Below are 21,499 nucleotides of genomic sequence, written 5' to 3'. Positions count from 1 at the left end.
ACGCTTGCGTCGGCCTTTTGCGTTTCTGTGCGCTGGCGTTTACTGCTGGCGCCGGCGCAGAAAGGCAGGAATATCGAGGCCCTCGGCGGCCGGTGCATCGCGCTCCTGCTTCAGGTCGGGCTGCGGCGGCTGCACCGGGGCTATGGTTTCCTTGGCCGGCTGAATACCGGTGGCGATCATGGTGACCTGAATGCTGTCGGTCAGCTCCGGATCCAGGGTGATGCCCGAGACCACGGTGGCGTCTTCGCCCACGCACTCGGCCACCCGGTCGCCGATTTTCTGAAAGTCGTCGAGGCCGATGTCCATGGAGGCCACCACGTTGAGCAGCACGCCCCGGGCCCGCTCCAGCTCCACCTTTTCCAGCAGCGGATTGTTCAGCGCCTGCAGGGTGGCTTCTTCCACCTTGTTGTCGCCGCTGGCCAGGCCGATGCCCATTACCGCCTTGCCCTGCTGGCTCATGATGGTGCGCACATCGGCAAAGTCGATGTTGATAAGCCCGGTCTGACCAATGATGTCGGCCAGTCCGCGCACCGCGTTCTGAATGACCTTGCTGCTTTCGGAAAAGGCCTTGAGCAGCGGCGTGCGTGCGCCCAGTACCCGCAGCAGGTAGTCGTTGGGCAGCACCAGCAGGGCGTCGGTGTGCTCGGCCAGGGTGTCGAGGCCCTGCTCGGCCATGCGGGCCCGCTTTTTGCCCTCAAAACCAAAGGGCCGGGTGACGATGGCCACCGTCATGATGTTCATCTCCCGGGCCAGGCGCGCCACCACGGGAGCCGCGCCGGTGCCGGTGCCGCCGCCCATGCCGGCGGTAATAAAGCACAGATCGGCGCCCTGCAGCCGGGCGCGAATGTCGGCCTCGCTTTCTTCGGCGGCCTTGCGGCCTACTTCCGCCTCGGCGCCGGCGCCCAGGCCACGGGTCAGCTCCCGGCCCAGTTGCAGGGTTTCTACCCGGCATTGTTGCAGGGCTTTGGCGTCGGTGTTCATGGCCATGGTACTGACGTGGGCCGGCAGTTTGTGTTCTGCCAGCAGGTTGACGGTGTTGCCGCCGCAACCGCCCACGCCCACCACACTGATGCGGATGGTGTCGCAGTCGGGCTCGGCGGGTTCAAAAAGGAACTGATCCATCCTGGTCTCCGTGGAAAAACAAAAGGGCTGAACCAGTCAGCCCTTGTCATCGGTGTTGAAGCCGTTACTTGGGGGTTTTCAGTGATTCCGGCGCCAGGATTTCTACCTTGCCGGCCATGTCGGTGAGCCAGCGACGAAATTCAGGCGAATCTTTCACGTCGGTTTCCACCATCATGCTTTGCTTGTCATAACGGGTCAATCGGGGATTGTGGCCCGGAATGGTTTCTTCCAGCAGCGGGCGTCCGGTGTTGGTCACGCGGCCGACAAAGTGGATGGTTTCCGCCTCTTCCTGATAGCCTTTTTCACGAATCAGCTTGTGCACGCTGAACTCCCGCGGCTGGGTCACCGGCCGGCTGGTGAGCTCCACGTCCTTGATGTGCTCAAAGGGAATGCCGTAGATCTTGGGATCCATGTCCGACACGGTGCACAGCAGCATGGGGCCGTCCTTGCGGGTGACGATGCCCAGCGGGTTGACCTGCTCGTAGCGCAGCCACACGGTGCGGCCCTTGATCAGCCGCTTGATCTCGGCGCTGAACTTGCGGCCCCGCCACAGGGCGTCGCGAATGGTAGTGGCGCGACGCATTTCCGGGCTGCCCGGGAACGGCCTGGGCAGCTGCACCACGTTTTCCATCCAGCGGCCGGCCAGTTCGCTCTGGCTGTCGTTAATGACCTGGGTGGCCTTGTCGATGATCGGGTTGAGTTCGGTGAGCACACTGGCCGGCAGCAGATCGGCGGCCTGGTCGTTCCAGGTTTTCAGCGCCATGGCCAGGCTCAGCGGCATAAAGTTAGCGAAGTCGTTCAAACCATTGCGTTCGAAACACCAGCCATGGGGTTTGCTGCGATCGTCCGAGGTCAGATCGAACAGGCCCATGCCCGACATTTCTTCCAGATCCCGCTGCACGGTCCGCAGGCTGACCTGAATTCCTTCTTCTTCCAGTTTCTCTTGCAGCTGGCGCGCGGTCAGCTTGTATGGACGATAGGGAACACAGCGCGCCAGGGTCAGTTGTCTCAGCAGTTTCTTACTCATGGTTATGCCCTCTTGCTTGGGATGATTGTATCCTAGGCAGGGGGTGTGACAAGTTTTGACGCAACCTTTTCGGGAGCGAGTGTCGCCATTTTTCTACAGATGGCCAGACCGGGACCATTTCTGACGCGGTGTGCGCTTGCCTGCAGCGCTGTAATACGGCTATAACTATCTGAAATAACTTACTCTTTTGGTGCCTGTCATGAGGTTGCTGGCGATACTGGCGCTGTGGTGCAGCAGCCTTGCCTGGGCTGCCGTTATTCCACCCACCCCTCTGGAAAAAGCACACTTTTTGGTGTTGCCCGACAGTCGCGACACCGGCCGTTACCTGGCGGAGCTTGATGACCGCCTGGAACAGGCCCGGCTGGTGTCGCTGGGCAATTCCGCCGGTGGCCGTTCCATTGACGCCCTGCTGGTGTCGTCATCGCCGGCCTTTCTGCGCAGCTACCGGCCCGAGCCGGACAAGGCCACCGTGCTGGTGCTGGCGGCCCAGCACGGCAATGAGCCGGCCGGCGCCGAGGCGGTGCTGCAGCTGGCGCGGGAGCTGGCTGCGGGTGAACACGCGGATCTGCTCAAGCGCCTCAACCTGGTGCTGGTGGCCCTGGCCAACCCGGACGGGCGGGATCTGTCCCGCCGGCATAATGCCAATAACGACAATACCAATATCGACTATGTGGCACTCAACGCCGGTGAAACCCGCCTGCTGGTGAACGCACTGCACAGCTTTGATCCGGATCTGGTATACGACGCCCACGAGTCCGGCATCTGGAAGCGGGTGCTTACCAAACAGCAGGGCTGGCTCACCGATGTGGAAGTGCAGTTCGAGGTGGGCAACAACCCCAATATCGATGCCCGCCTGCTGGACTACGGCGAACATTTTTTGCTGCCGGCGCTGCTGCGCCGGGTGAGCGGTGCCGGCGTGCGGGCCGAAGCCTACCGGGGTGAGGTTACGCGCCTCGGCCAGCTCGTGGCCCGGGGCGGGCTGGGCATTACTAACCTGCGCAACTACGCCGCCCTGCAGGGGCGGGTGTCGGTGCTGGTGGAAAGCCGGCTCGACAACAAGGCCGGAAGGTATGCCACGCCGCGCAACATTGCCGAGCGGGTGCGCAAACAGCATCTGGCGCTGCTCAGTCTGTTGCAGCTGGCCGCCGAAGACAGTGCCCGGCTGGTGTCGGTGTCGCGCCAGGCCCGCCACGGCTGGCGTTCAAGGGCCGGTGATGGCCGCACCCTGTGGATGGATGTGCAGTTTGGCCTGAATGCCGACCGGCCCGAGGTCTGGCTGCCCCTAGTGCGGCTGGTGGACGGACGGCGTGAATGGCACCCCTTTGCCAACCACAATACCATTCTCACCGGCGAGCCGGTGGCCCTGCCGCCGGCCTATGCGGTGACCCGGGAGCGGGAGCGCATGGCCCGCTGGCTGAGCCGGCATCATATTCGCTTTGACACGGTGCGGGCGCCGCGGATGCTGGCCGCCGAGCGGTTGCAGATTGAGACGGTGCTGCCACAACCCGCTTCACGGCCGGGGGTGCGGGAAAAATGGCGGGCCGAGGTGGCTTCACGGCCCGCTGTGGTCAGGCTGGGCCCGGGGGATTTGCTGGTGCCCACCGAGCAGCCGCTGGGGCCGCTGGCGGCGCTGATGCTGGATCCGCGCTCGAGCAACAGCCTGTATCAGGAGGCGGACTGGCGCTGGCTGGCGCCGGGGCGGTTTCCGGTATTCCCGGTGTGGCCGAGCGAGCCCGGCGCCGCAGGAGCCGCGCCGGATCGGCGGGATTAGAGTGCCAGCCAGGACAGCGGCGACTTGCTCACGGCGGCGCCGTAGATGTAGGCAAAGATGGCGATGGAGGCCAGGGCCGCGATCAGCCGTTGCCCCTGAGTCTTGCCGCGCTTGATGGCGATGGTGCCGACAATAATGTAAAGCACCAGGCCCACTACCTTGGCGGTGAGCCAGGGGCTGTTGCCAAAGGGGATCTGGTTAATGTTCACCGCCAGCCAGATGCCGCACAGCAGCAGCAGGGTATCGTTGACGTGCGGCAGAATTTTCAGCAGTTTGTTGCTGATCCGGGCGGGCGAGGGCACGGCCAGCCAGGCTCTCAGCATGAACAGCACTATGCTGATCATGGCGAACATCATGTGGGCGTGCTTGACGGCAAGATAAGACATGTTGACTCCGGACAAAGCGGTAGAATGAAAAATGAGTGACGCTAGCATAACCGTTTGGCGCCGCCCTGAATACCGGCGACGGCGGACCCGGAGCCGCCTGAACAAGAGAGGTAATTCCCAATGAAAAAGAGTTTATTGAGTCTGGCACTGCTGCTGGCGGGGCCGGTGCTGGCCGCACCGGCTCAGGTCACCGTCTATAAGTCACCCACCTGTGGTTGCTGCGAAGACTGGGTGGAGCACATGCGCGAGTCCGGCTTTGAGGTGAACAGCATCGACACCGAGCACATGGGCGCCATCAAGGTCCGGGCTGGGGTGAAACAGGGTCTGGCTTCCTGCCATACCGCCGAAGTGGGTGGCTATGTGATCGAGGGCCACGTGCCGGCGGCGGACGTGAAGCGGTTGCTGGAGCAGCGGCCCGAGGTGCGCGGCCTGACCATTCCCGGTATGCCGCAAAGTGCGCCGGGCATGGACATTCCCGGCACGCCCTATGAGGTACTGAGCTTTGACGAGCAGGGCACCACCACGGTGTTCAGTCGTTATCCAGGATAACCTCGTCCGGCTCAAAGGCGATAAAGCGCCGGCCCTTGATCACCAGGGTGCCGGTGGCATTGGGAACAAGTTGCTCGTAAAGGTGCTCACTGACCCGAAACTCCCGTTCCCGGCCGCCGCTGTGGGGCCGAAAACTGACATAGTAACTGACCCGGGGCGGGGGCAGGTCGGTTTCTTCCTGGCGGGTGCGGCCCATGAACTTGCGCACCCGCTTGCCGGTGATCACCACCCTGAGGCTGTGTTGAGGCTGAATATGGTCGTAAAACCGCCGGTACAGTTGCCGCCCGAGCACCACAAAGGCGATGATGACAATGGCCCAGAGCACAAACTTGTCCATACAGGCTCCTCCCTTGTTGCTGGCTTCAGCTTAAGACCTGTGCCAGACGACGCAAGTGGATTTTTACCATGAGCAGGCTGGTCTGCGGCCTGTTGCTGACGCTGCTCTGGCCCGGGCCGGCAGTGGCTCAGGGCTTGCCGGCCTGGCTGGAGCTGAACGCCAGCCTGGCGCGCGCTCAGGTGCCGGCCTGCCCCCGGGAGCGGGCGCAGGACTTTCGCCTGCACTGGCAAGACGGCCGGCTGACCGGCCGCCTGGCCTCCCTGAGTCTGGATCTCACCTGCTCCCGCAGCGGTAACCAGGGCGCGAAAGGTGAGGGCGATGCCCTGTCGTTGCTGCTGACCCTGCCACCGGTGGATTTTGCCATTGAACACCTCACCCTGTACCTGCCCGCCGACGCTGTGCTGAGCGGGCCGGCCCGGCTGCGCCGCGCTGACGGCGCCGTGATGATCGACTGGCACACCGACGGGGGCCTGCTCGCGCTGACCCTGACGCCCGAGCAGGACGGCTGGCGCTGGCAGGGCGAGCTGCCCGGGCGCTTGTTGGTGCCGTCGCTGCAGGGGCCGGTGCACCTGCAGGGGCACTGGTTTCCGGGGCAGGCGCTGCAACTGAATGCCAGCACTGCCCTGCCGGCGCCGCTGTCGGGCCGGCTGCGCCTGGACGGGCGGCTGAACACCACTCAGGCCGGCTGGCAATGGCGGCCCGGCACGCGCCTGACCATTGCCGAACTGGGCTGGCGGCAGTTGCGTTTGCGCGGGCTGACACTGCGCCCGGCGGGCCCGGTGCCGCTCAAGGGCACCGGCCGCTGGACGCTGGCCTGGCAGGGGGGGCGCTGGCAGCAACGGTCGCTGCCCGGGGCCGAGCTGGAACTGGTGCTGGCCGGACAGGCGCAGGGCGAGGCGCGGCTGCGGCTGAGCCCGGCAGTGCAAGTGGGCGCTCACTGGCACTGGCAACAGGGCCTGGCCCTGACCCTGCCCGAGCAGACACTACCATTGGCGGCGGTGGCCGCCTGGCTGAATGGCTGGCTGACCCTGCCCGCCCTTGAAGTAGAAGACGGCGAGCTGCGCCTGGCGGGGCGAGCCGGCAACCTGCTGAATGCCACCCAAGGGCTGACGCTGGAGCTGGCCCTGAGCGATGGCCGGCTGCGCCGGGGCGAGCTGCTTGCCCGGAAAGTGGCTGGGAAACTGGGGCTGGCCTGGCGGCAGGGGCAATTCAGCCTGGCGCCGGACAGCGGCCTGGCCATTGGTGAGCTGAATACCGGAGTGCCGATCACCAACATTCACGCCGCCCTCGACTGGCGCGGGAATGGTTTGTGGTTGTCCGGGCTCACCGGCCGGGTGCTGGAGGGCCGGCTGGCGCTGTCGCCCATGAAACTGAGTGCTCACACACAGGGCGAGCTGCACCTGCAGGACCTTTCCCTGGCGCGCCTGCTGAGCCTGGCGGCGCTGCCGGGGCTGACCGGTGACGGCCGCCTGCATGGCCGGTTGCCTTTTGTGCTGAATGGCCGCCTCAGCGTGCACAACGGCCGGTTGTGGGGGCGGGACGGTTGGGTGTCTTATCAGGCCGGTGACGCCCTGGCCGCCAGCGCCGAGGACAACCTGTCTCTGGGGCTGACCTTGGGCATGCTGGAGGATCTGCGTTACCAGAGCCTCGACGCCGCCGTGTCGATGACGCCGGACGGCGAGGCGGTGGTGCTGACCCGGCTGGAGGGCCAGGCACCGGTGATGGGAAAAATACACCCGGTGAACTTCAATTACCGGCATCAGGAAAACCTGTTACAGTTGCTGGCAAGCCTGCGCTTTGCCGGGCAGCTCGGTGACCGGCTGCCGGCGAGCCTGCAAGGGGAGAGCAATCAATGAAGCGAACAGCCGTGGTGCTGGCAGGCCTGTTGCTGGCCGCCTGCACTCCCAGAGTGGAAGTGGTGGTGCCCGACAAGCCCATTACGGTGAATCTGAACGTCAAGGTGGATCACGAGATTCGGGTGCGCGTGGACCGGGAGCTGGAAAAACTGTTTGAACAAGAGCAGGAACTGTTCTGAGGGGGAAATATGCGATGGTTGGCGATGTTTCTGGCGGCAACCCTGAGCCTGTCGGCCTGGGCGCTGGATTTGCAACAGGCCAAGCAGCAGGGGCTGGTTGGCGAACAACTCAACGGCCTGGTAGGAGCGGTGCAGGGCAATGCCCAGGTCAACGCCATTGTCAGTGACATTAACCGCAAGCGTCTCGACAGCTACCGGGATATTGCCCGGAAGACCGGTACCAGCCTGGCGGTGGTGCAAAGCCGGGCCGGTCAGCTCAATATCGAACGCACCCCGGCCGGGCAATTTGTGCAACGGGCCGATGGTCGCTGGCAACGTAAGTAATCACTTCTCTTTAAAAGGCCGCCGTGAGCGGCTTCATTTGGCATTTCTTTTCGTTTGATTCGGCATTTTTATGCTGTTTTTCTGGCTGGCGTCGTATTCTGTAGATAATATTCGTTTGTTTTTTCGACAAAGCGAAAAGGAGTGACGCGTGCGCAATAGGGTACGGCTTTGCCTGATGTTAGCATGGGTGGCGTGTGCCAAACCCTATGCCAAAGGAACCGACGTGGAAGTAAAACCGCCTGTCGCCAAGAAAATTCCCCACGTGCTGTTTAACCACGACGATTTTCGCGTGGACAACTATCACTGGATGCGCGACGACGAACGCGCGAACCCCGATGTGCTCAGTTATCTGGAGCAGGAAAACCGCTACAGCGAGCGGGTGATGACCCCCCTCGACGATCTGCAGCAGGAGCTGTTTCAGGAGATGGTGGCGCGCATTCGCCAGGACGACAACACGGTTCCCTATCTTAAGCAGGGCTGGTGGTATCGCACCCGTTATCAGCAGGGTCAGGAATACGGCATTGCCGAGCGCTATGCCGATGGTCAGCCGGAACAGGTGCAGGTGCTGCTCGACGGCAACCAGCGCGCCGAGGGTCAGTCCTATTACGAGCAGGGCCAGATGGCGGTGAGCCCGGATCAGCGTACCCTGGCGTTTTCCGAAGACTTTCTGTCCCGTCGTCAGTATCAGATCCGCTTCAAGTCGCTGGATACCGGCGAGCTCTACCCCGAGGTGCTGGAAAATACCTCCGGCAATCTGGTGTGGGCCAAAGACGGCAAGACCCTGTTTTACGTGAAACAGGACGCCGGCACCCTGCTGCCGTTCCAGGTGTATCGTCACACCCTTGGCACCGATCAGCGCGAAGACGTGCTGGTGCACGAGGAGCAGGACAGCAGTTTCTACACCAGCCTCTACAAGAGCCGCTCCGGCGACATGATTTTTATCGGCGCCTGGAACACCGATGCCAGTGAAGTCCGTATGATCCCCGCCGGTGATCCCACCGCCGAGCCTCAAGTGTTTCTGCCCCGCCGGCATGGCCATGAATATGACCTGGAGCATTTCGAGGGCCGTTTTTACGTGCGCTCCAACAAGGATGGCGCCAATTTCGGTCTCTATGTGACCGATAGCGCCGGCAACCCCGAACGGTGGCAGCCGGTGGTGCCCGCCCGGGACGAGGTGCTGCTGGAAGGTTTTGCCCTGTTCCGTGACTGGCTGGTGCTGGAGGAGCGCAGCGAGGGCCTGCTGCACCTGCGCCAGATAAACCGTCATGACGGTCGCGAACGCCAGATCCAGTTTGACGATCCCGCCTATGTGAGCTGGCTGGGCACCAACCCGGAAGCCGACACTCCCTGGCTGCGCTACGGCTATTCCTCCATGACCCGGCCGGTGACCATTTATGAAGTGAACATGGACACCCAGGAGCGGCGGGAGCTCAAGCAGCAATATGTAGGTGATAATTACAATCCCGACGATTACCGCAGCGAGCGGGTCTGGGTGACCGCCCGGGACGGCGCCCGGGTGCCGGTATCGCTGGTATACCGGGCCGACACATTCAGCCAGGATGGCGGTAACCCGCTGCTGGTCTATGCCTACGGCTCTTACGGCGCCAGCATGGATCCGGATTTCAGCAGCGCCCGGCTGAGCCTGCTCGACCGGGGCTTTGTCTATGCCATCGCCCATGTGCGCGGTGGCGAGGAGCTGGGCCGGGACTGGTATGAGCAGGGCCGGCTGATGAGCAAGCAAAACACCTTTAACGATTTTATCGATGTGACCAGACACCTGGTGCAGCAGGGCTACGGCGACAAGCACAATGTGTTTGCCTCGGGCGGCAGCGCCGGCGGCCTGCTGGTGGGGGCCGTGGTCAACATGGCGCCGGAGCTGTACAAGGGCGTGGTGGCGGCGGTGCCGTTCGTGGACGTGGTGACCACCATGCTGGACGAGTCGATTCCGCTCACCACCGGTGAATACGGCGAGTGGGGCAATCCCAACGACGCTGACTATTACCACTACATGAAGTCCTACAGCCCCTATGATCAGGTCAAGCCCCAGGCCTACCCCAACATGCTGGTTACCACCGGCCTGCACGACTCCCAGGTGCAGTACTGGGAGCCCGCCAAGTGGGTGGCCAAGCTGCGCGAGATGAAGACCGACGACAACCTGCTGCTGCTGCACTGCGACATGGACAGCGGCCACGGCGGCAAGTCAGGCCGGTTTGAGTCTTACCACGAGCTGGCCCGGGAATATGCCTTTCTGCTGGCCCTGGCCGACGAGGAGCAGGGCACCCGCCTGGCCGCCGGCCTGAGTGCCCCGGACGACGAAGTGACTCGCTAGGTTACTGGGGAAAAAGCAAAAGGGCCGCAATGCGGCCCCTGTTGTTGTCGATGTGAAAGTCGGGCTCAGCCGCCGATAGACTGAATGATTACCACCAGCACCAGCACCGGGCAGACAAAGCGCACATACCAGGGCCAGATCTTCCAGAACAGGTCCTGCTCTACCTCGGGGCAGCCGGCCTTGAGCTCGGCCAGCACCTTGTTGCGCTGCCATACCCAGCCGGCGTAAAGGGTGATGCACAGGCTGACCAGCGGCTGGGCATACTGGGTGGTGGCGGTGATCACCAGGCCAAACAGGCTGCCGAAATTGAACACGATGATCACGCTGACCAGGGTGCACAGGGCGGTCATCAGCCAGGTGGCCCTGATGCGCGACATGCCGGTGCTTTCCATGGCCAGCGACACCGGCGCCTCCAGCATGGAAATGGAAGACGTCAGCGCCGCCACTATCATCAGCACGAAAAAGGCAAAGGCGATCAGATACTGGGCCTGGCCCATGGTCTCAAACAGCGCCGGAAGCACCGAGAACACCAGGGTGTCTGAGCTCAGCAGGCTGCCGTCCTCGGCGAAAATGGCCACGCCGTTGTGCTGGGCCACGTACATGGCCGGCAAAATCAGCAGGCCGGCGAGGAAGGCCACGCTGGTGTCGAGCAGGGTGACCTGGGCCGCCAGCGCCGGAATGCTGGACTGGCGGCTGAGGTAGGAGCCATACAGCATCATTACCGCCGCGCCCAGCGACAGGGAGAAAAAGCTCTGGCCCAGGGCGCCGATCAGCACGTCCCGGTTCAGTACCCGGGAGAAGTCGGGCACCAGATAGGCCTTCAGGCCCTCGCCGGCGCCGGGCTGGGTGAGCATGTAGCCGGTGAGCACCACCAGCATCAGCAGCAGCAGCGGCATCAGCCGGCTCGACCACTTTTCAATGCCCTGTTCCAGGCCGCGGCTGACCACATACAGGCTCAGCAGGGCGAACATCAGGGTAAACACCAGGTTGCGCGAGGTGGAAAAGGCGGTCAGCCAGCCGGCCCCGGCGTTCAGCCCCAGCAATTGCGCCGCCGGCTCCAGGGCAAAGGCGATAAACCAGCCCGAGACGATGGCGTAAAAGGTGAAGATCAGACTGACGGTGACCACCGCCGCCAACCCCACCAGGCCGGCCAGGGCCCTGCCGCTGCGATTGCCGGTGAGTTTTTGCAGGGCGTGAAAGGGGCCGGCCTGGCCGTGTCGGCCAATGGTGATTTCGGCCACCAGCATGGGATAGCCCAGCAGCGCTATCATCAGCAGATACACCAGCAGAAAGGCACCACCGCCGTTGCTGGCCGCCTGCGTAGGAAAGCCCCATATGTTACCGACACCGATGGCCGAGCCGGCGGCGGCCATGACAAATCCCAGCTTGCTGCTGAACTGCGCCCTTGCATTCACGTTCGCGTGCTCCTGATGGATGTAAATTTAACTGTACAGTTTGCTTCAATAGAAAATGGCGAAGACTATGGAGTTTTGCAGAGTTTTTGTCAAAGGAAACCCGGGAGTGCAGATGGCAATAGGGATAACCGAGGACATTTAAGCGAAAGATAGGGCAAGTTCGGCGCCGATTGAGCGCCATTCAGCACAGGCATTTTCGGTTCGCTCGAGGCCGGTTCTGCGGGCAATCACAAATTGACCAATCGGGGCTGACCGGTTCGGCACAACAAGGTATGATTCGACCATTAAAGTTTTGAGCGTGGTGTGTCGTGGGCGTTCGCGCGCAACAAAAAGAAAAGACCCGGCGGTCTCTGGTGGAAGCCGCATTTCGTCAGCTCAGTGCCGAGCGCAGCTTTTCCAGTCTCAGCCTGCGCGAGGTGGCCCGGGAGGCCGGGCTGGCGCCAACGTCCTTCTACCGTCATTTCAAGGACATGGAAGAGCTGGGGCTGACCCTGGTCGATGAAGGTGGTCTGACCCTGCGCCAGCTGATGCGCCAGGCGCGCCAGCGCATTGCCGACGGCGGCAGTGTGATTCAGATTTCGGTAAAGACCTTTATGGAGTTTATCGACAGCAGTCCCGACGTGTTCCGCCTGTTGTTGCGGGAGCGGTCGGGCACCTCTGCGGCTTTTCGTCAGGCAGTGGCCCGGGAAATTCAGCATTTTACCGCCGAACTGACCGACTACCTGGAAGAGAAGCAGAAAACCAGCCGCGACTATGCCGAGGCCCAGGCCCAGGCCATGGTCACGCTGGTATTCAGTGCCGGCGCCGATGCGCTGGACATGAACGAGGAAGAGCGTGCCGTGCTGGCGGAGCGCATGATTCTGCAGCTGCGCATGATCGCCAAGGGCGCAGATGCATATAACAAGGCAAAACGGCTCTAGGCCTTAAATCAGGAAGGATCACTATGTCTGGAAACAAGAATATTCGCCGTAAACCCATTTTGCTGGCACTGCTGGTGGGTCTGTGTGGCAACGCCACCCTGGCCACCCTCAGTGTGAGCGAACTGGCGTTTTCCATTTTCCCCATTATCTCGCTGGTGCTGGCTGCCCACATGCTGTATCAGGAGTATCTGAGCTCGCCCATGGAAGGTGACACTCCGGTCTGCGCCCTGCTGAGTTTTCTGATCGGCGTATTTGGCTATTCCGCCTTTTTGCGCACCCAGTTTCCGGAAATGGGCACCAACTACCTGTCGGTGATGATTACCCTGGTGCTGGTGATCTGGCTGGCCATCAAGATGGGGGTGGCCGAACGCCCGGCGCCCAAGGCCGAAGCGCAGAAGTAAACGTCTGCCCGTGAAATGGAAAACCCGCCGACCGGCGGGTTTTTTGTTTACTGGTTCTGTTCCACCGGCAGGTGGGAAGCGCCGCCCCATTCGGCCCAGGAGCCGTCGTACACGGCAATCTGGTGATAGCCGGCCCGCTCGGCGGCCAGCGCCAGAATGGCGGCGGTGACGCCCGAGCCGCAGCTGCAAATCAGCTTTTGCTCAGGGCTGACCAGAGACGCAAAGGCGGTACTCAGTTGCTCAACGGGCAGCAGGTGGCCGTCTTTCAGCAACTCGTTAAAGGGCAGACAAACGGCGCCGGGCATATGGCCGGGGCGCACACCGGGGCGGGGGTCGGCGGTGGCCCCGCTGAAGCGCTCGCGGCTGCGGGCATCCAGCACCCGGTAATCGTTGTTCTGCAGGGCTTGCTCAACCATAGCGGCGTCGGCAATCCACCGGGGCTGACGGCGGGCGGTAAAGCGGCCGGGAACCACGGCGGCGGGCGGGCCCTGTTCCAGGGGCTGACCGGCACCCTGCCAGGCGGGCAGGCCACCGTTGAGCACGGCCACTCTGTCGTGGCCCATGGCGCGGAACATCCACCAGGCCCGGGGGGCGGCAAAGATGCCCAGGCTGTCGTAGATCACGATGTTATGGTGATTGCTGATGCCAAGGGCTGACACCTCGCGGGCAAACAGGTCTTCGTCCGGCAGCATATGGGGCAGGCTGGCGCGCTGATCCTTGATGCGGCCGTCAAAGTCAAAATAGCGGGCACTGGGAATGCGTTGCCGCTGCCATTCCTCAAAACCACTGCGACCGCTGGCGGGCATGTGCCAGCTGGCGTCCAGCACCACCAGTCCGGGATGGTTCAGGTGTTGAGCCAGCCAGTGGGATGTTACCAGTGGCGACGGTAATTCCAGTTTGTTCATAAAACCTCCCTTGATAGACAGGATTATCCTAAGTAAGCGCCGTCGGGCGCGCCAGCCTTTTTGTGGCTGTGGCGGGCCATGGCGACAACACCCTGCCCGCGTGTGCGAGATCTCTCACTTTGCCTGTGGGAAAAGGCGATTTTGGTTGCGGAATAATGGTGGGCGTTCTGTTGAATTTTCTTTATAAACAAATGGTTGTGTTTTTTGTGCGTCGGTATCCTCGGTGGTGGGCATGCGTTTTTTGCCGTTCGGTGACTTGAGGCAAAATCAAAGTCCTCTATAGTTAGTGGTGCAAGGAGCAAGGAAGTGGGTCAGGACAGACCGGCTGCCAGGTAAGGCAAAAGGAACCCCGCAGGACGCGGTAAGGGACACCTCCCAGGACGGAGACAGTCAAGCAGCTCAGGATGAACTGCGGTCAGGATGACCATAAGGACGCGCCGACGGAACGGTAAGAGGATCACCTTAAGGAAAAGGTATTGTCAGGGATTGCAGGGAGCAACTTGGTTTACGGACTAACCATACGACAACCCAAAAGGGGGTGACATGATGTCACCCCCTTTTTCTATTCGCGTGTTCGGAAGGCAGGCATGAACAACTGGATAGCGGTGTTTGAAGCAGCCAACAGCCTGGAGGCGCACACCCTCAAGGGCGCGCTGGAAAGCCGGGGCATGGCGGTGCAACTGCGAGGCGAAGCCTTGTCGGGTGCCCTGGGTGAGCTGCCCATGGATGTGGCTCAGGTGACCCTGCTGGTACAGGAAAAAGACTGGCAGCGGGCGCGGACGTTTTTACAGGGCTATCAGCGCAAGGAAAAGCGAAGCTGGCATTGCGGACAGTGCGGCGAGGAAAACGACGCCAGCTTTGAGATTTGCTGGCGGTGTGGCTCCGGACCCGCAGATCCGAAGCCATAGTTCAGCGCTTTTGCTGCTCGCTCAGCGCTTTCAGGCGGTTGCGGTGACGGTGCATGGCAAAGGAGCCGAACACCAGCACTTCCAGATAGTCCCCGACACTGGGGTTCAGCAGGCTCGCCACCTGTTTCAGCATCAGCATTTGCAGGCCGTGCATCACCAGCACCACGGCGCCCAGGATCATCGGCATGGATCCGGCTTCCTCAAAGCCGGGGCCGATCAGGGCGTAAATGATGCCGGCCCAGAATACCAGCATCACCAGCCGCATCAGCAGGTTGAGTACCTTCATGTTTTCACTTGCTCCCTTTGATAGAGTTGATAACTGACCTGGCCGGCCTGCTTGTCTTTGTGCAGAGACCAGTGGTCGGGCAGGGTGGGCAATGCCAGACCCTGTTCCCGCTCGATATAAATAAGGGCGTTCTCGGCAAGCCAGCCGTTTTGTTCCAGCCGCTCACAAACCTGGGGTAACAGTTCCTTGTGAAAGGGGGGATCGAGAAATACCACATCAAAGGGCGTGGCCGCTTGCTGTAAATATTGCACGGCGTCGGCCTGAATGACGGTACCCGGCGCCGCCGGCAGGGAAGCCAGGTTGCGCTTGAGCTGGGCGGCCACAGTGGTGTCTTTTTCCACCATTACCACCTCGGCGGCATGGCGGGACAGGGCTTCAAAGCCCAGGCTGCCGCTGCCGGCAAACAGATCCAGACAACGGCTGCCGCGAATCTCGAACATCAGCCAGTTGAACAGGGTTTCCTTGATTCTGTCGGTGGTGGGTCTGAGCCCTTCACTGTGTAATACCGGCAATTTTCGGCCACGCCACTGGCCGCCGATCAGCCGTATCTGCCCCGTGGCCGCAGTGGGTTTTTTTGCCGGTTTTGCTTTTGCCATCTCGTTTCGCCGTCTTTCAATAAAGTGCTAGTATAAGGCGGTTTTGCACCCATTAAGGGACGGATATTCTAAAGAAGCGGCCGAATGACGGCCAGTCCTAATCGTCCCGAACAACAGCGAGTAGTGGCAATAATGGCGAAAAAAGGTTTTTTCTCCTGGCTGGGCTTTGGCAAAAAGAAAGATGAGCAGCCGGAAGAGGTACAGGAACAGCAAGTCCCCCAGGATGCGGTGGAGTCGGAAGCGGAAGCCGGTCATGGTGCGGAAGTTGAAGCGCAATTAGCACAACAGGAAGCCGGGGCGCGGGCGGAAGAGGCTCGTCTGGCGGCCGAGGCGAAGGCGGCGGAAGAAGCCCGGCTGGCGGCCGAAGCGCAAGCGGCGGAAGAGGCTCGTCTGGCGGCCGAAGCGAAGGCGGTGGAAGAAGCCCGGCTGGCGGCCGAGGCGAAGGCGGCGGAAGAAGCCCGGCTGGCGGCCGAGGCGAAGGCGGCGGAAGAGGCCCGGCTGGCGGCCGAGGCGAAGGCGGTGGAAGAGGCCCGGCTGGCGGCCGAAGCGCAAGCGGCGGAAGAAGCCCGGCTGGCGGCCGAAGCGCAAGCGGCGGAAGAAGCGCGGCTGGCGGCCGAGGCCAAGGCGGCGGAAGAAGCGCGGCTGGCGGCCGAAGCGCAAGCGGCGGAAGAAGCCCGGCAGGCGGTAGAGGAAGAAGCACGACTGGCTGCGGAAGCGGAAGTCGCCGAGCAGGAACGCCTGGCCAGGGAGGCCGAAGAACAGGCGCGTCTGGCCGCTGAAGAGACCGCAAAATCTCCGAAAAAAGGCTTTTTTGCCCGGCTCAAGGCAGGTTTGCTGAAAACCCGGCAAAATCTGGGCTCGGGTTTCTTTGGTCTGTTCCGCGGCAAGAAGATTGACGACGACCTGTTCGAGGAGCTGGAAACCCAGCTGCTCACCGCCGATCTGGGGGTGGAAACCACCATGTCGATCATCGACAACCTCACCAGCCAGGCCAGCCGCAAGCAGCTCAAGGACGGCGAGGCCCTGTATGAGCTGCTGAAGGAAGAAATGGGCAGCATTCTCGCCAAGGTGGAACAGCCGCTGGTAATCGACAGCGAGCACAAGCCTTACGTCATTCTGATGGTGGGCGTCAACGGCGTGGGCAAGACCACCACCATCGGCAAGCTGGCCCGCCAGTTCCAGGCCGAGGGCAAGTCGGTGATGCTGGCCGCCGGCGATACCTTCCGCGCCGCGGCGGTGGAGCAACTGCAGGTGTGGGGCGAGCGCAACAACATTCCGGTGATCGCCCAGCACACCGGTGCCGATGCCGCCTCGGTGATTTATGACGCGGTGGAAGCCGCGAAAGCCCGTAAGGTGGATGTGCTGATCGCCGACACCGCCGGTCGCCTGCAGAACAAGGCGCACCTGATGGAAGAGCTGAAGAAAATCGTGCGGGTGATGCAGAAAATCGACCCGGCGGCGCCCCACGAAATCATGCTTACCCTGGACGCCGGTACCGGCCAGAACGCCCTCAGCCAGGCCAGGATCTTCAACGATGCCGTGCCCATTACCGGCATTACCCTGAGCAAGCTGGACGGCACCGCCAAGGGCGGAGTGATCTTCGCGGTGGCCGACAAGTTTGGCATTCCCATTCGCTATATTGGCGTGGGCGAAAAAATCGACGATCTGCGTCCCTTTAATGCCTCGGAATTTATCGAGGCGCTTTTCAGCCGGGAAGACTAAATGATCCGCTTTGAGCAGGTTAGCAAGGTATACAGCGGCGGCTTTCAGGCGCTGCAAAAAGTCAGCTTTCATTTGGAGAAGGGTGAAATGGCATACCTTACCGGCCACTCCGGGGCCGGTAAAAGCACCCTGCTCAAGCTGATCAGCGTGATGGAGCGGCCCAGCGACGGCCAGGTCTATTTCAACGGCCGCAATGTCAGCCGCATTGCCCGCAGGGACATTCCCTTTGTGCGCCGGCGTATCGGCATGATTTTTCAGGATCACCACCTGATCAACGGCCGTACCGTGTTCGACAACGTGGCGCTGCCGCTGGTGATTGAAGGCTACAGTCATCACGACATCCAGCGACGGGTGTCGGCGGCCCTCGACAAGGTGGGCCTGCACGGCAAGGATCGTTACTTTCCGCCCATGCTCTCCGGCGGCGAGCAGCAGCGGGTGGGCATCGCCCGGGCCATTGTCAACAAGCCGTTGCTGTTGCTGGCGGATGAGCCCACCGGCAACCTGGATCCCGAACTGTCGATGGACATTCTGCGGCTGTTCGAAGCCTTCAACCGGGTGGGGGTCAGCGTGCTGATCGCCACCCACGACACCGGCCTCATCAATGCCCAGCGCTACCGCACCCTGCGTCTGAACGCCGGGCGCATGCAGGAGGAAGAGCAAGCATGAGCGGAACCCACAAGCTGGCCTGGCACCAGCGTCTGGCCATGTACTGGGTGGATCACCTGCGCCAGTTGTTTGCCAGCCTGGGTGAGCTGTGGCGTACGCCGCTCAGCTCACTGATGACCATTGCCGTGCTGGGTGTGAGTCTGGCACTGCCGGCCAGTTTCTACGTGTTGCTGAAAAACGCCGAGTCGGTGAGCAGCTTCTGGCAGAGCCAGGCGCAGATCAGCCTCTATCTCAAGCAAAACAGCGGTGAAGATCAGATAAAGGCGTTGCAGACCCGGCTGGAAGGCATGAGTGAAATTGACAAGGTGACCTACATCAGCCCGGAGCAGGGGCTGGCGGACTTCAGCGGTGCCGCCGGTTTTGCCGAGGCGCTGGACCTGCTTGAGCAAAACCCGCTGCCGGCGGTGCTGATCCTGAACCTGTCGGAAAGCGGCCGTCAGCCCGACATGGCCGAGCTGCTGCTGGCCGATATGAACGCCGAGCCGCTGGTGGCCACGGCCCGTCTCGACATGGCCTGGCTGGCCCGGCTGTCGGGCATAGTGGAACTGCTGCGCCAGGCGGTGGTGGGCATGGCGGTGCTGTTGCTGGCCGGGGTGCTGCTGGTGGTAAGCAATACCCTGCGGCTGAATATTCTCAGCTGCCGTTACGAAATCGAGGTCATGAAGCTGGTGGGCGCCACCGACGGCTTTATTCACCGGCCCTTTCTCTACGTGGGGCTGTGGTACGGCATTATCGGCGGCCTGCTGGCCTGGTGGCTCACGCTGATCATGGTGTTTTGGCTCAGCCACAAGGTCAGTGCCCTAGCGGCCCTGTATCAGAGCGACTTTGAATTGCTGGGGCTGGGGCTGAACGAAAGCCTGCTGCTGGTGCTGACGGGGACCTTTTTAAGCCTGCTGGCATCCGGTTTTTCCGTGCGCCGTCACATAAGGGCCATAGAGCCGGCTTGAACCATGGCGCCGGACTGTGGTCTTATGGGTGCAGCAAAGCCCGGTGCCTGTCTTGACTTTTGGTGGTGGATCCATAAATTTTGCTCGCTGGCATGCGCCGGCCGAATCGACCCAGTCATTGCAGAGCAGGCAACCGAAGCCGTTTACACGGAGTCATGTAATGAACACGAGTTTGATGACGACAGATTTTCAGCGCCATTTTGCCCTGGTGCCTCAGGGCAGCCTGGAGGCCTATATCCAGGCGGTGAACACCATTCCCGTGCTCAGTGCGGAGGAAGAAAAGTCCCTGGCCGAACGCCTGCAGAATGAGGGCGATCTGGCCGCGGCGCGTCAGCTGGTGATGTCGCACCTGCGTTTTGTGGTGCACATTGCCAAGAGTTATGCCGGCTACGGCCTGCCCCAGGCGGATCTGATCCAGGAAGGCAACATCGGCCTGATGAAGGCGGTCAAGCGTTTCGACCCGGGCGTGGGTGTGCGGCTGGTGTCTTTTGCGGTGCACTGGATCAAGGCCGAAATTCACGAATACGTGCTGCGCAACTGGCGCGTGGTCAAGGTGGCCACCACCAAGGCCCAGCGCAAGCTGTTCTTCAACCTGCGCAAGTCCAAGAAACGCCTGGGCTGGTTTAACCAGCAGGAAGTGAACCGGGTGGCCGAGGATCTGGGCGTGTCGCCCTCGGAAGTGCTGGAGATGGAATCGCGCATGAGTGCCCAGGATCAGGCCTTTGACCTGGCCTCCGACGACGACGAGCGCGAAGGCAGCTTTGCCCCGGTGCACTACCTGGAAGACAAAAGCTCCGACGTGGCCACCCAGGTGGAAGAAGCCAACTGGGAGCAAACCGCCAACCGTCGCCTGCGCGCCGCCCTGAACGCCCTCGATGAGCGCAGCCAGCGCATTATTCAGGCGCGCTGGCTGGAGGAAGACGACAAGACCACGCTGCAGAGCCTGGCCGACGAATACGGCGTGTCCGCCGAGCGTATTCGCCAGCTGGAGAAAACCGCACTGAAAAAGCTCAAGGCCGCCATGGAGGCATAACCGCGGCGAATGTTCGCGGCATTCTTCGGTGTTTAAAAGGCCCCTCGCGGGGCCTTTTTTCCGCCTATTTTAAAAATACCGAATCACAACATGGCAGGTAGTACCATGAAAATATTGAAGCATTTGTTTGATAACAACCGGGAATGGTCCGAACGCATCAAGGCGGAAGATCCGGCGTTCTTTGAAAAGCTGTCGCTGCAGCAGGCGCCGGAATACCTGTGGATCGGCTGTTCCGACAGCCGGGTGCCCGCCAACCAGCTGACCGGCCTGCTGCCCGGCGATGTGTTCGTGCACCGCAATGTGGCCAACCTGGTGGTGCATACGGACTTCAACTGCCTGTCGGTGGTACAATATGCCGTTGAAGTGCTCAAGGTGAAGCACATCATTATCTGTGGCCACTATGGCTGTGGCGGTGTGTTGGCGGCCATGCAGAACAAGGAGCTGGGGCTCATCGACAACTGGCTGCGCAACATCAAGGACATCTGCCACAAGCACGAGGAAGCGCTGAACGCGATCGAGGATCAGCAGACGCGGGAAGATTACATGTGCGAGCTGAACGTGGTCGAACAGGTGGCCAATCTGTGCCACACCACCATAGTGCAGAATGCCTGGAAGCAGGGGCAACCCCTGTCGGTGCATGGCTGGGTATACGGCATCAAGGACGGCCGCCTGCACGATCTGGATGTATGCGTGACCGGCATGGATCAAATTCCCGACGTTTACCGCATTTTCCGCCAGCGCATTCTGGGCGAAAAATAACAAAATCAGTAGGAAACCTTTCATGAGACGTGAACTGGCCATCGAATTCTCCCGTGTGACCGAAGCCGCCGCACTGGCCGGCTACAAGTGGCTGGGCCGGGGCGACAAAAACATTGCCGACGGCGCCGCCGTGGCAGCCATGCGCCATGTGCTGAACGAAATCGAGATCAGCGGCGAAGTGGTGATCGGCGAGGGCGAGATTGACGAGGCGCCCATGCTCTACATCGGCGAAAAGGTCGGCCAGGGCGGCGATGAAGTGGACATTGCCGTGGACCCCATCGAAGGCACCCGCATGACCGCCATGGGCCAGTCCAACGCCCTGGCGGTGATGGCGGTGGGTGAAAAGGGCGCCTTTCTGCGCGCCCCCGACATGTACATGGAAAAGCTCATTGTCGGTGCCGGTGCCAAGGGTGCCATCGACCTCAACAAGTCCATCGAGCAGAACATCAAGGCGGTGGCCCGGGCGCTGAACAAGCCGCTGTCGCGTTTTACCGTGATCACCCTGGCCAAGCCGCGCCACGACAAGGCCATCAAGACCATGCAGGCCCTGGGCGTGCGGGTGTTCGCCATTCCCGACGGTGACGTGGCCGCCTCCATTCTGGCCTGTATTCCCGAGAGCGAAGTGGACATGCTCTACGGTGTGGGCGGCGCTCCCGAAGGGGTCATCTCCGCCGCCGTGGTGCGCTCCCTGGACGGCGACATGCAGGCGCGCCTGTTGCCCCGTTACGAGGTGAAGGGACCGAGCGAGGAAAACCTGGCCGCCGGCCAGGCCGAGATCGAGCGCTGCAAGCAGATGGGCATCGAGGTGGGTGCCGTGCTCAAACTGGAAGACATGGCCCGCACCGACAACGTCATCTTCTCCGCCACCGGCATTACCAAGGGGGACCTGCTGGAAGGCATCAGCAGCGACGGCAACTATGCTCATACCGAGACCCTGGTGATCCGCGGCAAGTCGCGCACCGTGCGCCGCATTCGCTCCACCCATATTCTGTCGCGCAAGGATCCCAGGCTGCAGGAAATCATTCTGTAACGCCTTGTTTTGAATGACTCTCTGCTCGAAC

General features: G+C 61.9%; 23 protein-coding genes. 15 read left to right on the top strand and 8 right to left on the bottom strand.

Features of this window, described 5'->3' with window-relative positions:
- Positions 1-39: 39 nt before the first annotated feature.
- Positions 40-1,122, bottom strand: a complete 1,083-nt coding sequence (ftsZ, locus tag PU634_RS15145) for a cell division protein FtsZ (RefSeq protein WP_306761596.1) — start codon at positions 1,120-1,122, stop codon at positions 40-42.
- A gap of 64 nt (positions 1,123-1,186) precedes the next feature.
- Positions 1,187-2,149 (bottom strand): helix-turn-helix transcriptional regulator, encoded by a 963-nt coding sequence (locus PU634_RS15140; protein ID WP_306761595.1) that lies wholly within the window; start codon positions 2,147-2,149, stop codon positions 1,187-1,189.
- Between the two features lie 199 nt (positions 2,150-2,348).
- Between PU634_RS15140 and PU634_RS15135 the strand changes: the two genes are divergently transcribed.
- A complete protein-coding gene (locus PU634_RS15135; RefSeq protein ID WP_306761594.1) occupies positions 2,349-3,920 on the top strand; it encodes a M14 family zinc carboxypeptidase in 1,572 nt (523 codons plus the stop codon).
- On the opposite strand, the gene PU634_RS15130 is transcribed toward PU634_RS15135, so the two are convergent.
- Positions 3,917-4,306: a SirB2 family protein gene (locus tag PU634_RS15130; RefSeq protein ID WP_306761593.1), complete on the bottom strand. Its 390-nt coding sequence runs from the start codon at positions 4,304-4,306 to the stop codon at positions 3,917-3,919. The genes PU634_RS15135 and PU634_RS15130 overlap by 4 nt on opposite strands.
- A gap of 120 nt (positions 4,307-4,426) precedes the next feature.
- On the opposite strand from PU634_RS15130, the gene PU634_RS15125 reads away from it, so the two are divergent.
- Positions 4,427-4,855 carry a DUF411 domain-containing protein gene (locus PU634_RS15125; RefSeq protein WP_306761592.1) on the top strand — a complete coding sequence of 143 codons (429 nt, stop codon included), beginning with the start codon at positions 4,427-4,429 and terminating at the stop codon, positions 4,853-4,855.
- On the opposite strand, the gene PU634_RS15120 is transcribed toward PU634_RS15125, so the two are convergent.
- Positions 4,836-5,192, bottom strand: a complete 357-nt coding sequence (locus PU634_RS15120; RefSeq protein ID WP_306761591.1) for a DUF2500 domain-containing protein — start codon at positions 5,190-5,192, stop codon at positions 4,836-4,838. The genes PU634_RS15125 and PU634_RS15120 overlap by 20 nt on opposite strands.
- Before the next feature lie 68 nt (positions 5,193-5,260).
- Between PU634_RS15120 and PU634_RS15115 the strand changes: the two genes are divergently transcribed.
- The 4 genes from PU634_RS15115 (at position 5,261) to PU634_RS15100 (ending at position 9,880) form a co-directional block, all read left to right on the top strand.
- Entirely contained in the window at positions 5,261-7,048 is a 1,788-nt protein-coding gene (locus PU634_RS15115) for an intermembrane phospholipid transport protein YdbH family protein (RefSeq protein ID WP_306761590.1), read from the top strand.
- The gene (locus PU634_RS15110; protein WP_306761589.1) at positions 7,045-7,227 is read left to right on the top strand and encodes a YnbE family lipoprotein; all 183 of its coding nucleotides are present in this window, start codon (positions 7,045-7,047) and stop codon (positions 7,225-7,227) included. The genes PU634_RS15115 and PU634_RS15110 overlap by 4 nt, the downstream gene beginning before the upstream one ends.
- Positions 7,228-7,236: 9 nt before the next feature.
- A complete protein-coding gene (locus PU634_RS15105) occupies positions 7,237-7,551 on the top strand; it encodes a YdbL family probable chaperone protein (protein ID WP_306761588.1) in 315 nt (104 codons plus the stop codon).
- 175 nt (positions 7,552-7,726) lie between these two features.
- Positions 7,727-9,880: a S9 family peptidase gene (locus tag PU634_RS15100; protein ID WP_306761587.1), complete on the top strand. Its 2,154-nt coding sequence runs from the start codon at positions 7,727-7,729 to the stop codon at positions 9,878-9,880.
- A 65-nt stretch (positions 9,881-9,945) separates the two neighbouring features.
- On the opposite strand, the gene PU634_RS15095 is transcribed toward PU634_RS15100, so the two are convergent.
- On the bottom strand, positions 9,946-11,295 hold the full coding sequence (locus tag PU634_RS15095; RefSeq protein ID WP_306761586.1) for a sodium-dependent transporter: 1,350 nt from the start codon (positions 11,293-11,295) through the stop codon (positions 9,946-9,948).
- 308 nt (positions 11,296-11,603) lie between these two features.
- Between PU634_RS15095 and fabR the strand changes: the two genes are divergently transcribed.
- Both fabR and PU634_RS15085 read left to right on the top strand, forming a co-directional pair.
- Entirely contained in the window at positions 11,604-12,215 is a 612-nt protein-coding gene (gene fabR, locus PU634_RS15090; protein WP_306761585.1) for an HTH-type transcriptional repressor FabR, read from the top strand.
- Between the two features lie 23 nt (positions 12,216-12,238).
- A complete protein-coding gene (locus tag PU634_RS15085) occupies positions 12,239-12,616 on the top strand; it encodes a YijD family membrane protein (RefSeq protein WP_306761584.1) in 378 nt (125 codons plus the stop codon).
- Between the two features lie 47 nt (positions 12,617-12,663).
- Here PU634_RS15085 and PU634_RS15080 read toward each other — a convergent pair whose 3' ends face one another.
- Positions 12,664-13,521: a sulfurtransferase gene (locus tag PU634_RS15080; protein WP_306761583.1), complete on the bottom strand. Its 858-nt coding sequence runs from the start codon at positions 13,519-13,521 to the stop codon at positions 12,664-12,666.
- Positions 13,522-14,108: 587 nt separating this feature from the next.
- Between PU634_RS15080 and PU634_RS15075 the strand changes: the two genes are divergently transcribed.
- The gene (locus tag PU634_RS15075) at positions 14,109-14,429 is read left to right on the top strand and encodes a putative signal transducing protein (RefSeq protein ID WP_306761582.1); all 321 of its coding nucleotides are present in this window, start codon (positions 14,109-14,111) and stop codon (positions 14,427-14,429) included.
- 1 nt (position 14,430) lies between these two features.
- Here the strand turns inward: PU634_RS15075 and PU634_RS15070 are convergent, their stop codons facing one another.
- Together PU634_RS15070 and rsmD are read right to left on the bottom strand one after the other, a co-directional pair.
- A complete protein-coding gene (locus PU634_RS15070; protein WP_306761581.1) occupies positions 14,431-14,715 on the bottom strand; it encodes a DUF1145 domain-containing protein in 285 nt (94 codons plus the stop codon).
- A complete protein-coding gene (gene rsmD, locus PU634_RS15065) occupies positions 14,712-15,311 on the bottom strand; it encodes a 16S rRNA (guanine(966)-N(2))-methyltransferase RsmD (RefSeq protein ID WP_306761580.1) in 600 nt (199 codons plus the stop codon). The genes PU634_RS15070 and rsmD overlap by 4 nt, the downstream gene beginning before the upstream one ends.
- Before the next feature lie 132 nt (positions 15,312-15,443).
- On the opposite strand from rsmD, the gene ftsY reads away from it, so the two are divergent.
- The 6 genes from ftsY to glpX all read left to right on the top strand — a co-directional run bounded on the left by ftsY (position 15,444) and on the right by glpX (position 21,468).
- On the top strand, positions 15,444-17,033 hold the full coding sequence (gene ftsY / locus PU634_RS15060; protein WP_306761579.1) for a signal recognition particle-docking protein FtsY: 1,590 nt from the start codon (positions 15,444-15,446) through the stop codon (positions 17,031-17,033).
- Positions 17,034-17,699 (top strand): cell division ATP-binding protein FtsE, encoded by a 666-nt coding sequence (gene ftsE, locus PU634_RS15055; protein WP_306761578.1) that lies wholly within the window; start codon positions 17,034-17,036, stop codon positions 17,697-17,699.
- The gene (ftsX, locus tag PU634_RS15050; RefSeq protein WP_306761577.1) at positions 17,696-18,646 is read left to right on the top strand and encodes a permease-like cell division protein FtsX; all 951 of its coding nucleotides are present in this window, start codon (positions 17,696-17,698) and stop codon (positions 18,644-18,646) included. Before ftsE ends, ftsX begins: the two co-directional genes overlap by 4 nt.
- A gap of 175 nt (positions 18,647-18,821) precedes the next feature.
- Positions 18,822-19,679 carry an RNA polymerase sigma factor RpoH gene (gene rpoH / locus PU634_RS15045; protein ID WP_306763707.1) on the top strand — a complete coding sequence of 286 codons (858 nt, stop codon included), beginning with the start codon at positions 18,822-18,824 and terminating at the stop codon, positions 19,677-19,679.
- A gap of 105 nt (positions 19,680-19,784) precedes the next feature.
- Positions 19,785-20,438 (top strand): carbonate dehydratase, encoded by a 654-nt coding sequence (gene can / locus PU634_RS15040; protein WP_306761576.1) that lies wholly within the window; start codon positions 19,785-19,787, stop codon positions 20,436-20,438.
- A gap of 22 nt (positions 20,439-20,460) precedes the next feature.
- Complete coding sequence (glpX, locus tag PU634_RS15035) at positions 20,461-21,468, top strand: class II fructose-bisphosphatase (protein WP_306761575.1); 1,008 nt, start codon at positions 20,461-20,463, stop codon at positions 21,466-21,468.
- Positions 21,469-21,499 lie beyond the last annotated feature (31 nt).

This window comes from Oceanimonas pelagia (assembly GCF_030849025.1).
GTDB lineage: Bacteria > Pseudomonadota > Gammaproteobacteria > Enterobacterales > Aeromonadaceae > Oceanimonas > Oceanimonas pelagia.
The sequence above is the reverse complement of the archived record's forward strand: the minus strand, read 5'-3'. Positions and strand labels throughout refer to the sequence as shown.

What these genes read in the sequence shown, in the direction of transcription:
- ftsZ (WP_306761596.1), bottom strand. Translation starts at nt 1,122, where the DNA reads ATGGATCAGTTCCTTTTTGAACCCGCCGAGCCCGACTGCGACACCATC.
- PU634_RS15140 (WP_306761595.1), bottom strand. Translation starts at nt 2,149, where the DNA reads ATGAGTAAGAAACTGCTGAGACAACTGACCCTGGCGCGCTGTGTTCCC.
- PU634_RS15135 (WP_306761594.1), top strand. Translation starts at nt 2,349, where the DNA reads ATGAGGTTGCTGGCGATACTGGCGCTGTGGTGCAGCAGCCTTGCCTGG.
- PU634_RS15130 (WP_306761593.1), bottom strand. Translation starts at nt 4,306, where the DNA reads ATGTCTTATCTTGCCGTCAAGCACGCCCACATGATGTTCGCCATGATC.
- PU634_RS15125 (WP_306761592.1), top strand. Translation starts at nt 4,427, where the DNA reads ATGAAAAAGAGTTTATTGAGTCTGGCACTGCTGCTGGCGGGGCCGGTG.
- PU634_RS15120 (WP_306761591.1), bottom strand. Translation starts at nt 5,192, where the DNA reads ATGGACAAGTTTGTGCTCTGGGCCATTGTCATCATCGCCTTTGTGGTG.
- PU634_RS15115 (WP_306761590.1), top strand. Translation starts at nt 5,261, where the DNA reads ATGAGCAGGCTGGTCTGCGGCCTGTTGCTGACGCTGCTCTGGCCCGGG.
- PU634_RS15110 (WP_306761589.1), top strand. Translation starts at nt 7,045, where the DNA reads ATGAAGCGAACAGCCGTGGTGCTGGCAGGCCTGTTGCTGGCCGCCTGC.
- PU634_RS15105 (WP_306761588.1), top strand. Translation starts at nt 7,237, where the DNA reads ATGCGATGGTTGGCGATGTTTCTGGCGGCAACCCTGAGCCTGTCGGCC.
- PU634_RS15100 (WP_306761587.1), top strand. Translation starts at nt 7,727, where the DNA reads ATGTTAGCATGGGTGGCGTGTGCCAAACCCTATGCCAAAGGAACCGAC.
- PU634_RS15085 (WP_306761584.1), top strand. Translation starts at nt 12,239, where the DNA reads ATGTCTGGAAACAAGAATATTCGCCGTAAACCCATTTTGCTGGCACTG.
- PU634_RS15080 (WP_306761583.1), bottom strand. Translation starts at nt 13,521, where the DNA reads ATGAACAAACTGGAATTACCGTCGCCACTGGTAACATCCCACTGGCTG.
- PU634_RS15075 (WP_306761582.1), top strand. Translation starts at nt 14,109, where the DNA reads ATGAACAACTGGATAGCGGTGTTTGAAGCAGCCAACAGCCTGGAGGCG.
- PU634_RS15070 (WP_306761581.1), bottom strand. Translation starts at nt 14,715, where the DNA reads ATGAAGGTACTCAACCTGCTGATGCGGCTGGTGATGCTGGTATTCTGG.
- rsmD (WP_306761580.1), bottom strand. Translation starts at nt 15,311, where the DNA reads ATGGCAAAAGCAAAACCGGCAAAAAAACCCACTGCGGCCACGGGGCAG.
- ftsY (WP_306761579.1), top strand. Translation starts at nt 15,444, where the DNA reads ATGGCGAAAAAAGGTTTTTTCTCCTGGCTGGGCTTTGGCAAAAAGAAA.
- ftsE (WP_306761578.1), top strand. Translation starts at nt 17,034, where the DNA reads ATGATCCGCTTTGAGCAGGTTAGCAAGGTATACAGCGGCGGCTTTCAG.
- ftsX (WP_306761577.1), top strand. Translation starts at nt 17,696, where the DNA reads ATGAGCGGAACCCACAAGCTGGCCTGGCACCAGCGTCTGGCCATGTAC.
- rpoH (WP_306763707.1), top strand. Translation starts at nt 18,822, where the DNA reads ATGACGACAGATTTTCAGCGCCATTTTGCCCTGGTGCCTCAGGGCAGC.
- can (WP_306761576.1), top strand. Translation starts at nt 19,785, where the DNA reads ATGAAAATATTGAAGCATTTGTTTGATAACAACCGGGAATGGTCCGAA.
- glpX (WP_306761575.1), top strand. Translation starts at nt 20,461, where the DNA reads ATGAGACGTGAACTGGCCATCGAATTCTCCCGTGTGACCGAAGCCGCC.